The organism is Bacteroides sp. OF04-15BH (genome assembly GCF_003477995.1).
GTDB lineage: Bacteria > Bacteroidota > Bacteroidia > Bacteroidales > Bacteroidaceae > Paraprevotella.
The window spans coordinates 104,058-117,046 of sequence record NZ_QUEM01000001.1; the positions used below are offsets into that span (position 1 = coordinate 104,058).

The following is a 12,989-nucleotide window of genomic DNA, read 5'->3' on the forward strand; positions in this document are numbered from 1 at the left end:
AATAATTCTGCAAAAATAGGTAACTTCATCGAAATTATGCTAATTTTGCGATAATTTATATCGTCATGAGTAAGGAAAGAAACTTCAACTTATTGTCTAAAATAAATTTACCTGCCGACCTGAGACAGCTTCCCGTGGAGAAGTTGCCAGAGGTTTGTGCCGAGCTGCGTCAGGACATTATCGACGAACTGGCCGACAATCCGGGGCACTTTGCTTCGAGCTTGGGGGTCGTTGAACTGACCGTGGCGCTTCATTATGTTTTCAATACGCCTTACGACCGTATTGTGTGGGACGTGGGGCATCAGGCATACGGGCACAAGATTCTGACCGGCAGACGAGAACGTTTTTCTACCAACCGGAAACTGCATGGCATCTGTCCGTTCCCTTCGCCCGAAGAGAGCGAGTACGACAGCTTTACCTGTGGCCATGCTTCCAATTCCATTTCTGCTGCCTTGGGAATGTCGGTTGCCTTTGAGGAAAAAGGAGAGACCGACCGCAATGTCATTGCCGTAATCGGGGATGGCTCCATGAGCGGTGGTCTGGCTTTTGAGGGACTGAACAACGCTTCGTCCACTCCCAATAATCTGCTGATCATTCTCAACGACAACAACATGAGTATTGACCGCAGTGTGGGAGGCATGAAGCATTATCTGCTCCAGCTGCACACCAGTCCGTGGTACAACCGACTCCGTTTTCAGGTGTCGCAGAAACTGTATCGCTGGGGAGTGCTCAACGATGAGCGGAAGAACAGCATCATCCGGTTCAACAATTCGGTGAAATCGCTCATCAGCAACCAGCAGAATATATTCGAAGGAATGAATATCCGTTACTTCGGGCCCTGTAACGGCCATAATGTGTTGGAGCTGGTGCAAGTGCTTCGTGATATTAAGAATATGAAGGGACCGAAACTGCTGCATCTGCACACGGTGAAGGGAAAAGGCTTCAAGCCGGCCGAACAGGCGGCAACCATCTGGCATGCCCCCGGAAAGTTCGATAAGGACACCGGCCAGCGCATCGTGAGCGACACCAGCGGACAGCCGCCCAGATTTCAGGATGTGTTTGGAAACACCTTGCTGGAACTGGCGCAGCAGAACGACCGCATTGTCGGCGTAACGCCTGCCATGCCGACAGGATGCTCCATGAACATCCTGATGAAAGCCATGCCCGACCGTGCCTTTGATGTGGGCATTGCCGAAGGCCATGCCGTGACCTTCTCGGGAGGAATGGCCAAGGAAGGCATGTTGCCTTTCTGCAATATCTATTCGGCATTTGCACAGAGAGCCTACGACAATATCATTCACGATGTGGCTATACAAAGACTGAACGTGGTGTTGTGTCTGGACCGTGCCGGACTGGTCGGCGAAGACGGACCGACGCATCACGGTGCGTTCGATCTGGCCTATCTGCGCCCGATACCGCATCTCACCATCTCGTCTCCCCGCAACGAGCACGAATTGCGTCATCTGATGTATACGGCCCAGCTGCCGGACAAGGGACCTTTCGTGATCCGTTATCCCCGCGGGCGCGGACATCTGGTGGACTGGAAGTGCGCGATGAAGGAGATACCGGTAGGCAAGGGAGAAAAACTGAAAGACGGCGAAAGTCTGGCCGTCCTGACATTGGGACCGATAGCCTATGAAGCCGGAAAAGCCATCGAGCAGGCCGAGAAGGAGGCTCAGGAGCGCGGAGAGAAACTCACGGTGGCGCATTATGACATGCGCTTCCTGAAACCGATAGACACGGAGATTCTCGAAGAAGTGGCCCAGCGGTTTACCCACGTGATGACCCTTGAGGACGGTGTGATTTCCGGCGGACTGGGCAGCGCTGTGCTGGAATATATGGCCGACAAGGGATATGCCCTGAAGGTGAAGCGCCTGGGACTGCCGGATGAGTTCGTGGAACACGGCAGTGTGGAACAGCTTTATCAGATTGTGGGGCTGGACAGCAACAGCATAGCCCGTGAGATTATACAATTCGTAAAACATTGATCTATGAAAATAGTGATTGCGGGTGCCGGAGGTGTAGGCACTCACTTGGCAGAACTTTTATCCAAGGAAGACCAGGACATCGTATTGATTGACGAGAATCCTGAAAAACTGGCAAATATCGCCAACAGTTTCGACTTGATGACGTTGAATGTGCATCCCACTTCAATCAACGGTCTGAGAGAAGCGGGTACCAATAAAGCCGATCTGTTTATTGCCGTTACTCCCGACGAAACCAAGAATATGACCTGCTGCATGCTGGCCAGTGCCATGGGAGCGCAGAAGACTGTGGCCCGTATTGACAACGACGAGTATCTGTTACCCCAGCACAGCGAGTTCTTCAAGAAGATGGGCATCAACTCCATGATTTATCCGGAGCTGCTGGCTGCCGGCGAAATTACCGAGGCCCTGAAACGAAGCTGGGTGCGCCAGTGGTGGGAAGTGCACGACGGAGCGCTCATCATGCTGGGTATCAAATTGCGTGAAACGGCCGAGATTCTGAACATCCCGTTCAAGGAACTGAACGGTTCGGGCGTGAACTATCATATTGTAGCCATCAAGCGCGGCGAGGAAACTATCATCCCGAACGGTGACGACGAACTGAAATCGGGTGACCTGGCCTACTTCATGTGTACCAAAAAGTATATTCCTTATATCCGCAAGATTGTGGGAAAGGAACATTATGAAGATGTGCGCAATGTGATGATCATGGGCGGCGGTATGATCAGTGTGCATGCGGCGAAATTCGCTCCGAGCTATATGAACGTGAAGATCATCGAGCAGGACACCGCCAAGTGTATGGAACTGAACAACTTGCTGGAAACCGACGATGCTCTGGTGATTCATGGCGACGGACGCGATGCTTCCCTGCTGATGGATGAGGATATCGAGCACACACAGGCTTTTGTGGCTCTGACCGACCAGACGGAGATCAACATTCTGGCTTGTCTGACCGCCAAGCGTATGGGAGTGCGCAAGACTGTGGCTCTCATCGAGAATATGGATTATATCGGTATGGCCGAGAAACTGGATATCGGTACGATTATCAATAAGAAGGAAATTGCGGCCAGCCATATCTATCAGCTGATGCTGGATGCCGATGTGGCCAATGTAAAATGTCTGACGCTGGCCAACGCCGATGTGGCAGAATTTTTGGTAAAGCCAAATGCCAAGGTTACCAAGAAGGAAGTGAAGGATCTGGGACTTCCGCATGGGGTGACCATCGGAGGACTGGTACGTGCCGGAGAAGGTATGCTGGTGAGCGGTAATACACAGATTCAGGCGGGCGACCGCGTGGTGGTGTTCTGCAAGAGCATGCTGATGAAGAAACTGGACAAATATTTCAATTAAGAATGCTCATGCCGGTGTTTCTGAAAAATGATCCTGATGAAATGTGAAAGTCATCACGATGATTTTTCCAATTCATTTCGATGTTTTTGAAAGCTGAAAAGGAGCGCTGGTGTTTTGATACGTCAAAGGGGGCTGTCCGAATGCGGACAGCCCCCTTTGACGTAAATATTTCCCGTTACAGATAATTGTCTTCGTTGTCTTCACTGCTTTCTGCCATGTCGTAATACGACAGAGGCTGTGAAGCAGGAGTGGCTTGCGGATCGTTTTTCGTGTTTTCCTGCTCATCGCTCTCCAAAAAGGCAATCAGGTCGTTGCGCAGACGCTGATAGGGAGGCGCGCTCTTGAAGTTGATGTTTTTACGGAGCATCGACTCCACGGTGCTCTGGCTGTGCTGATAGCACGACAGTTCGTTTTGCATCTGGGTTTCATGCTCGGCCAGATTGCGGATTTCGCGTTCGCGCTCCTTGCGGAGCAGGGTGCACACCGGATTGAGCAGCGGACAGACGATGTTTTCAAACAAAGTGTGCCCCTGCATATACAAATAGGTAGTTTCCGGAGTGACTCCCAGTTTCAGCAACTCTTCCTTCAGCGGTTCATAAGCCCCTTTGGCTTGCGGGAAGTGATTTTGCAGATAACCGATTTTCCGGTTTACCCGTTTCCGGACAACCTCCAGAGTATGTTCGGGATGATAGACGTTGACATCCGAGAACGACACGATGTTGCCGAATTCGGTCATGGTAAAGTCGCGGTAGAAATTATTGCGGTAAGCCCAGATGGACCACACGAACAGCGGCCAGATGATTTTGGAGAACTCGGCCAGAAAACTTTCCAGATCAATGATGCGGTGGTCGTTGAGGGTGGCCATGACGCACACGCTGTGCAGACTTTCCGCATAGCACTGGTAGTTTTCGATGGCATAGACATAAGTGTGGAAGATGTAGGGACTGTGGTTGATGAGGCGTGAAGTGTAGTTGGTGTCCTGCAACAGATAGTCATAGTCCGCATCCACACAGGCAATCATGTCTGTGCCAAGCTGTTTGCCCAACTGGTTCATAAGCACGATCTTCTTTCCTTTGCCGAGATTGGTGCGCGAGGGGAGCATCACCTCGAAGTAGCGCCGGTCGTTTTCGAATTCATCGAGGACCATGCGCCAGAAGAACACATCATCATAGCTTTCCACATAGGCAATGATTTTTTTACGTGCCGTTTTGGAGCGCATCTTGTTGGCAGCTCCCAGATAGAGCGAGTTCAGATGTTCGGATAAGCGTTTGGCCATATCTGCCTCCTTTTGTTAATGCGTTGTTATTCAGTGGTGATGTCCGATACTTCGGTCACGGCATCCAGCCAACCGTTCATAATCACGGCCGGTGAGTGGGTGGTGAGGATGATCTGCACGTTCGGATTGATTTGCCGGATGGTGGTGATCAGCTTCTGTTGCCATTCCACATGCAGGCTCACTTCCGGCTCGTCCATGAACAGCACATAAGGGCATTTGTCCTCGACCAGCACAGTGAGCAGAATCACCAGTATCTGTTTTTCACCCGAAGAGAGCTGGTAGGGCGACAGTACCTCGCCGATCTGACTGAAAAATATCTCGTTGCTCTTCCGCAGGATTTTCTTTCCGGTTTCCTGGAAGAAGTCGTCGATCAGATCCTGAAAGCGCTTTTTGGCTTCAGCCTGCTCGCGGGCCTTGTTCTGTGCCTCCGGGTCGCCGCTCGTGAGCATCTCAATCATTCGGTTGCCCACATTGACCTGATAGTCCAGATAGCGGCGCTGCAACTGGTAAATCTGCCAGTCGAGCTCGGTAGCCACACGGGCATCGGTCAGTTTCTCGATCAGTCCGCCGTGAATGAGCGGCCGGTCCACACTGCGGATCACATCGAAATGAATGCAGGTGGCATCCTCGGGATAGAACGACAGTTTTACCCCGCCCGGCATTTCGCGCCCCAGAGAGCCGGCAGTGGCTGTGAGTTGCTTGATGACCTTGTTCAGAATGGTGCTTTTGCCCACACCGTTCACACCGCTCAGAATGTTGACATCCTTCTGCAAATCCCAAATGATGTGATGGCGCCCGCTCCACAGAGACTCTATCTCTATGCGGCGGATATATTCTCCTATCTTTGCCATAATCTAGAGTTTATGATTCCTACAAAGATAGATTTTCCGGATGAATAAAACTATTTTTTTCCCGAAAATATATGGTCTTTCGGGAGATTCCTTTTTGACTCCATTTCGGTCCGGAATCGGGGGAAGAGTGTGGCTGTTTGGCACTTTTTTTGTAACTTGCGTCGCTTTTTACAAAATGACTTCTAATGAGACGGTTGAATTTAGGAATTTTGTGCCTTTGGGGCATCTTATTGTTGGGATTTTGCGGGCTTGCCGCCTGCGATGATGATAGTTGGAAGGAAGAGATCGCACTCATAAAATCTGAGCTGGAAGAGCAGAAAAAACTGCTGACGGAGTTGCAGAACCGGGCCACGGTGGTGGGCATCAAGGAGCAGGAAGGCTGCCATATCATAGAGTTTTCCGACGGGCAGACCATAACGGTAAAGGACGGATATACGCCCATCCTGTCTATCGGAGAGGATGGCAACTGGTATATCGACGGGGAGAGTACCGGACTTCAGGCGGTGCCCGAGGACGGAGTAACTCCGACCATAGAAGTGGGAGAGAACGGAAACTGGTGGATCAACGGGCAGGATATCGGAGTGAAGGCCCAGGGACAGGACGGGGTAACCCCGACCATTGAGATCGGCGACAATGACCATTGGATCGTCAATGGGGAAGATACGGGCATTCCGGCGTATGGAAAGGATGGGGTGACGCCTACGGTTGAAATCAGTGAGCAGGGCACCTGGGTGATTAATGGCGAAGATACCGGTAAGGCGGTGCAGGGAAGTGACGGAAAGGATGCGCCCGCCATCGTCAATATTGTGGATGCCGGCTATAAGATGGATTTCACGTTTTCGGACGGCACCGTCATTTCGGTAAACAAATCTTTTGAACAACCGCATATCCGTAATGCGGAACTTCCGTTTATGCCCGACAGTCTGAAGATTTTAGGTATCGGAAACAGTTTTACAAATGACGGAATGACTTACCTGCCCCAGATAACCTATCAGAACGGACTGCGCAATGTGGTTTATGCTACGTTGGAATATGGCGGTGCTTCTTTGCAGCAGCATTGGGACTTTTATCAGAATGATGAGGCCAAATATGGCTTTCGGACATCGAATCCGAGCACCGGATACTGGAATAAATGGGAAGAGACTTACAAAACGCTGCGCGAAGCACTGCAATATGAAAATTGGGATGTTATCGTCCTGCAGCAGGCATCCGAATATTCCGGACTGTACCGCACCTATCAGCCTTATTTGAATGACCTGCTGGACGAGTTGGCTCTGATGGCAGGAAATGCCCGGGTTGTTTTTGCCTGGCAGATGACATGGGCCTATGGAAGTGCCTCCGATTATCCGGGTTTTGCCTACTATGATTACGACCAGAAAAAGATGCAGCAGAAAATTGAAGAGTCCGTTCGTATGATGGCGCAGGAGAGTGGAGTGGATCTGATCATTCCTTCGGGAGCGATTATTCAGGACCTTCGTGCCTCTGAATATAACCGGCCTCCTGCCGACCTGACTCGCGACGGCATGCATTTGGATCTCGGTATCGGATGCTATGCGGCTTCGGCTGCCTGGTTCGAAACACTGGTGGCTCCGGTCTTTCGCACAACCGTCGTCGGAAACACTTTTGAAACATATTACGGTATTCCGGTAAACGGGGAAAACCGGGAGTTTGTGCAGCGCAGCGTCAAGAGTCAGTGCCGAAAATGGAGCAATGAAATGGCAAAATGAAAATAACAGAAAAATATTTGTCAGCCGATAAAAAAACATCCGTAAAAAAAAGATGTTTTTCTATCGGCTTTTACAATATATTTTTGTACTTTTGTACTCAGTAACAATCATAACCTAATAGTTTAAAAATAAGCGAAAATGAAACCTACTTTATTTCTTTTGGCTGCTGGTATGGGTAGCCGTTACGGTGGTTTGAAGCAGCTCGACGGGCTGGGTCCAAACGGAGAGACAATCATGGACTACTCTATTTACGATGCCATTCAGGCCGGATTCGGTAAATTGGTATTTGTAATCCGCAAGGATTTCGAGCAGGAATTCCGTGATAAGATCATCAGCAAGTATGAGGGACACATCCCATGCGAACTGGTTTTCCAGGCTTTGGATGCTCTGCCAGAAGGATTTACTTGTCCGGAAGGTCGTGAGAAGCCTTGGGGTACTAACCACGCTGTGATGATGGGTAAGGATGCTATCAAGGAGCCTTTCTGCGTAATCAATTGCGATGACTTCTACAACCGCGATGCTTTCATGGCTATCGGTAAGTTCCTGAGCGAACTTCCAGAAGGTGCTACTAACCAGTATGCAATGGTTGGTTTCCGTATCGGAAACACTTTGTCTGAGAACGGCTCTGTAGCTCGTGGCGTTTGCGCAAAGGATGAGAAGGGTAACCTTTCTGCTATTGTAGAGCGTACTGAAATCATGAAGGTTGACGGCGAAATCTGCTACAAGGACGAGAACGGTAACTGGACTCCGGTTGGTGGTGAAAACACTCCGGTTTCTATGAACATGTGGGGATTCACTCCGGATTACTTCGCATATAGCGAGGAATTCTTCAAGACTTTCTTGAGCAATCCTAAGAACATGGAGAACCTGAAGTCTGAGTTCTTTATTCCTTTGATGGTAGATAAGTTGATTAACGACGGTACAGCTACTGTTAAGATTCTGGATACTACTTCTAAATGGTTTGGTGTAACTTACGCAGCTGACCGCGAAGGTGTTGTTGCTCGCATCAAGGCTTTGGTAGACGAAGGTGTTTATCCGGCTAAGTTGTTCTAATCAGAATAGAACGGAAAAAATTAAATGGGATGCTCTGCCACTTGGCCGGGCATCCTTTTTTTGTCTGTTTTCGTAGGGCCGGCTTGCCATTCCGGCTGTCACCCTTTATTTTTTTGCTCAAGGAACGTATTATCTGCAAAGAATAGCTATCTTTGAAAAAGAACGGAACGCGGGCCGGATTCAAGATACCGGTTTGCGGAAATCATCTGAAAATCTAAACAACCGAACTCAATGAAAGGAAAACTAAACTGGAGACTGTTCCTCGTCTTATGCTTGTGTCTGCACATGGGAACAGCGAGCGGACAGCTCAGAGGAAAAATCAATGAACTGATTGGTAAGGCAGACACGATGATTCGCACCAGGACGACTGATACGTCTGCGGCTGTTGCCGACACGGGCTATGTGCATCGCTTGCAGCAATCCTTGCAGGAAGCCCAGCAGCGCGAGGCCAGTCTGCAAATGGAGCTGAACGAACTCAAAATCGGGGCTTTGACCCGTGATTCGATGAGCCGGGCCCAGCTGATGAGACAAATCGATTCTTTGAGACATATTACGAAAGGGTATCCGGTAGTTGTGGAAGAGGATACTCTGTTTACCTTTTACACGGCGCGTGGCGGCTTGTCTCCCCAGGCCCGTGCCGAGAATGCCCAAAAGAATATTCTGGCAGTGGGCAAGAAACTGACGCTGACTCCTGACTCCGTGCGTGTGGAAAAGACGGATATTGTTTCGGACGTCATGTATGCCAATCAGGTTCTTTTCTCCGTGACAGACCGTGATGCCTTATGGGAGAATATGAGCCGCGATTCGTTGGCGCAATTGCGTTGCCAGCAGGTGGTGCAGCAATTGCAACTGCTGAAGGAAAACTACGGCATGATGCGTCAGGTGAAACGGGTCGGTTACTTTTTGTTGGTCGTGGTGGCACAGGTGCTGCTCTTTATGCTGACCAACTGGCTATTCCGCAAACTTCGGGTCCGGATAGACCGGCTCAAGGAAACCCGTCTGAAGCCGATAATGATCCAGACTTATGAGCTGTTGAATACGGACAAACAGGTGCGTTTGCTGCATGTGGGGGCCAATCTGCTGCGCTATGTCGTGATGCTGATACAGTTGCTGTTCAGTGTGCCGCTGATTTTCATCATCTTCCCACAGACCGAGAAACTGGCATTCACCTTGTTGGGCTATTTGTGGACTCCGATCAAATCCATTCTGAAAGGAATTGTGGATTATGTGCCTAACCTGTTCACCATCGTAGTCATCTGGCTGTGTGTGCACTATCTGATCCGCCTGTTGCGTTATCTGGCTACGGAGATAGAAGAGGGACGGCTTCAGATCAATGGCTTCTACAGCGACTGGGCATTGCCTACTTATCATATTGTGCGCTTTTTGCTCTACGCATTTATGATTGCCATGATTTATCCTTATCTGCCCGGTTCCAACTCGGGAGTCTTTCAGGGAATTTCCGTATTTGTGGGTTTGATTGTTTCTTTGGGATCAACGACAGTAATCGGAAATATCATTGCCGGACTGGTGATCACGTATATGCGTCCATTCAAACTGGGAGATTTTATAAAACTGAACGATACTTCGGGCAATGTGATTGAGAAGACACCTCTTGTAACCCGTATCCGTACGAATAAGAATGAAGTGGTGACCATCCCCAATTCCTTTATGATGTCTTCCCACACCATCAATTACAGTTCATCGGCAAAAGACTATGGACTGATTATCCACTCGGAAGTGACCATCGGTTATGATGCTCCCTGGCGACAGGTACACCAATTGCTGATTGAAGCGGCTCTGGCCACACCCGGTGTAACTGATGAGCCCAGACCATTTGTATTGCAGACTTCTCTGAGCGACTGGTATCCGGTATATCAGGTCAATGCCTATGTGCGGAATGCTCAGGAATTGCCGCGTATCTATTCCATTCTGCATCAGAATATTCAGGACCGTTTCAATGAGGCGGGTGTGGAAATCATGTCGCCGCACTATATGGCTATGCGCGACGGTAATGACACGACGATTCCGAAGAACGATCAGCGCAGCAATCCGGACTATCAGAATGCTTCTGTGAAACTGAAGACACAGGGCGGACAGAAGGAAAACGAAACCGGAAAAACAGAAGAAACAACAGTATAAACCATTAAAAATAAAAACAGTTTATGAATGTAGGAGATAAAGCGCCCGAAGTTTTGGGCTTGAACGAAAAAGGAGAGGAGATTTTGTTGAGCCAGTACCGTGGTAAAAAAGTGGTGTTGTATTTTTATCCGAAAGACAATACTTCCGGTTGTACCGCCGAAGCATGCAGCTTGCGCGATCAGTATGCTGATTTGAAGGAGGCCGGAGTAGAGGTGATCGGAGTGAGTGTAGACAGTGCCGCTTCTCATCAGAAATTCATTGCCAAACACGAATTGCCTTTTACCTTGATTGCGGACACGGAGAAGACTCTGGTCGAAGCCATGGGTGTTTGGGGCGAGAAAAGCATGTACGGACGCAAATATATGGGAACTTTCCGTACCACCTTTATCATTAATGAGGAAGGCGTTATTGAGCATATCTTCCTGCCCAAGCAGATCAAGACCAAGACACATGCCGATCAGATCCGTGATTATCTGAAAGGATAAAACACAAAAGCCATAGCAAAATTCCGAATGGAGTTTGCTATGGCTTTTGTCTGCTTGACCGGTTGTATGGCCGGTTATTGAATTACCAAAGTTTCAGACGCTCATTTTCGGGCAGGAACAAGGAATCCTTGTCGGTGATGCCGAAAGCCTTATACCAGGCATCGATATGAGGCAGGGCACCGTTGACGCGCCATTTGTCCAGTGAGTGCGGATCACTTTTGGTCAATTTGCGGATTTGTTCCTCGCGAACGTTGGTTGCCCACAAGTTGGCGTAAGCCAGGAAGAAACGCTGTTCCGGAGTGAAGTTATCCTTTACCGGCAACGGGTTTTCGCGTGTGGCATTATGGAAAGCCAGCAAAGCCACTTTAAGACCGCCGTGGTCGGCCAGATTCTCTCCCAGAGTCAGTTCGCCGTTAGCTTTCAGTCCCGGAAGCACTTCAATCTGGTTGAAATAGTTTTTCATGACCTCGGCACGCTGAACGAAACGCTCAGCATCGCCCGGAGCCCACCAGTCAGTCAGATTTCCGTGTTTGTCGAATTGTCTTCCCTTGTCGTCGAATCCGTGAGTCATTTCATGTCCGATAACCACGCCGATAGCTCCATAATTAAAGGCATCGTCGTTGTTCATATCGAAGAACGGGTATTGCAGGATACCGGCCGGGAAACAGATTTCGTTTGTCGTAGGGTTGTAGTAAGCATTTACGGTCTGCGGAGTCATGTGCCACTCATCAGGATCAACCGGTTTGTTCAGTTTCTCCTTAATCATGTTCTGCACATCAAATTCAGAGCAGTTCACAATGTTTTCCAACAACGCGTCGCCGATTTTCAGGGCAGAGTAGTCGCGCCATTTGTCCGGATATCCCACCTTGACATGGAACGCATTCAGTTTGTCCAGGGCTGCGGTCTTGGTGCTTTCGCTCATCCAGTCCTGTTCTTTGATGCGTTCGGCCAATGCCGTTTGCAGGTTCTTGATGAGTTTGACCATACGTTCCTTGGCAGCCTGAGGGAAGTAACGCTCCACATACAGGCGTCCCATAGCCTCGCCCAGATTGCTTTCTACCACACCCAGGGCACGTTTCCAGCGTGGACGGTCCTGTTCGCTGCCCGACAGTACTTTGCCGTAGAAAGAGAAATAGATGGCGCGCATCGAATCATCCAGATATGAAGCCGAAGAGTCGATCAGTTTCCACAGCATAAAGGACTGGAGGCTGTTCAGACTCTCCTCTTTCAGCACGGCTTCCACTTCATGGATGGCTTCCGGTTGTGCAACATTGATGTCGGTAATACCGTCCATACCGATGATGTGGAAATAGTTGCTCCAATCGATGCCCGGATAATCCTTTTTCAGGTTGTCGAACGACATTTTATGATAGTTTGCTTCCGGATCTCTCTGTTGGGTAGCGTTATAGGATGCCTTGGCCAGACGGGTTTCTATGTGCATGATGTCGGCAACCATCTGATCAGCCTCTTTTTCGTAGCCGCAATAGGCCAACATCTCTTTCATATATTTCTGGTAGGCCTCCCGGATATTTTTTGTCACCTCGTCCTCGTCCAGATAATATTCGCGTTCTCCCAGACAAGTGCCGCCCTGATAAAGCTGTACCAGATTCATGCTGCTGTTCTTGATGTCAGCACCGATAAAGAAATAGAAGAAGGCCGGCATACCCAGACGCTGCATGCGTGCCACCTGATTCATCAGCTCTTCCTTGTTCTGGCATTTTGTGATGCCTTCCATATAAGGACGTATAGGCTGCCATCCGGCCTTGTTGCGTGCGGTGCTGTCCATGGCGCTCAGATAGAGACGGGCAATCTTATCCTCCAGACTTCCCGCTGCGGCCTTGCTTTTGATCAGTTCCTCAATCAGCTGCTGCTGGCGCTTGTTGTTGTTTTCCATCAGCAGGTCGAACGTACCGAACTGTGCATATTCCGCTGTGAGCGGGTGCGCCTTGAGCCATCCGCCGCAGGCATACTGATAGAAGTCTGTTCCCGGCTTCACGTTCAGGTTCATGTTTTCAACAGAAATGCCCGACAGGTTTTTGCTCTCCGTCTGTGCATTCAGTGCGGTTACTGCTCCGGTGCTGAGAATCAGCGAGAGCAGTTTCATTTTCCAATTCATCATATTC

Annotated in this window: 9 protein-coding genes; 6 read left to right on the top strand and 3 right to left on the bottom strand. The window is 49.6% G+C overall.

All coding sequences use genetic code 11. The features are described 5' to 3' along the window. Window positions 1-65: 65 nt before the first annotated feature. Complete coding sequence (dxs, locus tag DXA74_RS00420) at window positions 66-1,988, top strand: 1-deoxy-D-xylulose-5-phosphate synthase (RefSeq protein WP_118524861.1); 1,923 nt, start codon at window positions 66-68, stop codon at window positions 1,986-1,988. A gap of 3 nt (window positions 1,989-1,991) precedes the next feature. After that, window positions 1,992-3,335, top strand: coding sequence for a Trk system potassium transporter TrkA (gene trkA / locus DXA74_RS00425; protein ID WP_118524862.1), 1,344 nt, complete (start codon window positions 1,992-1,994; stop codon window positions 3,333-3,335). A gap of 175 nt (window positions 3,336-3,510) precedes the next feature. Here the strand turns inward: trkA and DXA74_RS00430 are convergent, their stop codons facing one another. Together DXA74_RS00430 and DXA74_RS00435 are read right to left on the bottom strand one after the other, a co-directional pair. Continuing rightward, window positions 3,511-4,611, bottom strand: coding sequence for a DUF4435 domain-containing protein (locus tag DXA74_RS00430; protein ID WP_118524863.1), 1,101 nt, complete (start codon window positions 4,609-4,611; stop codon window positions 3,511-3,513). 26 nt (window positions 4,612-4,637) lie between these two features. Beyond that, entirely contained in the window at window positions 4,638-5,462 is an 825-nt protein-coding gene (locus DXA74_RS00435) for an AAA family ATPase (RefSeq protein ID WP_118524864.1), read from the bottom strand. Window positions 5,463-5,647: 185 nt separating this feature from the next. Between DXA74_RS00435 and DXA74_RS00440 the strand changes: the two genes are divergently transcribed. The 4 genes from DXA74_RS00440 to bcp all read left to right on the top strand — a co-directional run bounded on the left by DXA74_RS00440 (window position 5,648) and on the right by bcp (window position 10,866). Beyond that, window positions 5,648-7,189 carry a DUF4886 domain-containing protein gene (locus tag DXA74_RS00440; protein WP_118524865.1) on the top strand — a complete coding sequence of 514 codons (1,542 nt, stop codon included), beginning with the start codon at window positions 5,648-5,650 and terminating at the stop codon, window positions 7,187-7,189. Between the two features lie 138 nt (window positions 7,190-7,327). After that, the gene (locus DXA74_RS00445) at window positions 7,328-8,242 is read left to right on the top strand and encodes a nucleotidyltransferase (protein ID WP_118524866.1); all 915 of its coding nucleotides are present in this window, start codon (window positions 7,328-7,330) and stop codon (window positions 8,240-8,242) included. Window positions 8,243-8,473: 231 nt separating this feature from the next. Continuing rightward, window positions 8,474-10,381 (top strand): mechanosensitive ion channel family protein, encoded by a 1,908-nt coding sequence (locus tag DXA74_RS00455; RefSeq protein WP_233550399.1) that lies wholly within the window; start codon window positions 8,474-8,476, stop codon window positions 10,379-10,381. Between the two features lie 23 nt (window positions 10,382-10,404). After that, window positions 10,405-10,866 (top strand): thioredoxin-dependent thiol peroxidase, encoded by a 462-nt coding sequence (gene bcp, locus DXA74_RS00460; protein WP_118524868.1) that lies wholly within the window; start codon window positions 10,405-10,407, stop codon window positions 10,864-10,866. 82 nt (window positions 10,867-10,948) lie between these two features. On the opposite strand, the gene DXA74_RS00465 is transcribed toward bcp, so the two are convergent. Beyond that, window positions 10,949-12,982 (bottom strand): M13 family metallopeptidase, encoded by a 2,034-nt coding sequence (locus DXA74_RS00465; RefSeq protein WP_370448470.1) that lies wholly within the window; start codon window positions 12,980-12,982, stop codon window positions 10,949-10,951. Window positions 12,983-12,989 lie beyond the last annotated feature (7 nt).

Bases quoted from the DNA above. Each gene is read 5' to 3' on its own strand.
- DXA74_RS00430 (WP_118524863.1), bottom strand. From the start codon at position 4,611: ATGGCCAAACGCTTATCCGAACATCTGAACTCGCTCTATCTGGGAGCT.
- DXA74_RS00445 (WP_118524866.1), top strand. From the start codon at position 7,328: ATGAAACCTACTTTATTTCTTTTGGCTGCTGGTATGGGTAGCCGTTAC.
- dxs (WP_118524861.1), top strand. From the start codon at position 66: ATGAGTAAGGAAAGAAACTTCAACTTATTGTCTAAAATAAATTTACCT.
- DXA74_RS00435 (WP_118524864.1), bottom strand. From the start codon at position 5,462: ATGGCAAAGATAGGAGAATATATCCGCCGCATAGAGATAGAGTCTCTG.
- DXA74_RS00465 (WP_370448470.1), bottom strand. From the start codon at position 12,982: ATGAATTGGAAAATGAAACTGCTCTCGCTGATTCTCAGCACCGGAGCA.
- bcp (WP_118524868.1), top strand. From the start codon at position 10,405: ATGAATGTAGGAGATAAAGCGCCCGAAGTTTTGGGCTTGAACGAAAAA.
- DXA74_RS00440 (WP_118524865.1), top strand. From the start codon at position 5,648: ATGAGACGGTTGAATTTAGGAATTTTGTGCCTTTGGGGCATCTTATTG.
- DXA74_RS00455 (WP_233550399.1), top strand. From the start codon at position 8,474: ATGAAAGGAAAACTAAACTGGAGACTGTTCCTCGTCTTATGCTTGTGT.
- trkA (WP_118524862.1), top strand. From the start codon at position 1,992: ATGAAAATAGTGATTGCGGGTGCCGGAGGTGTAGGCACTCACTTGGCA.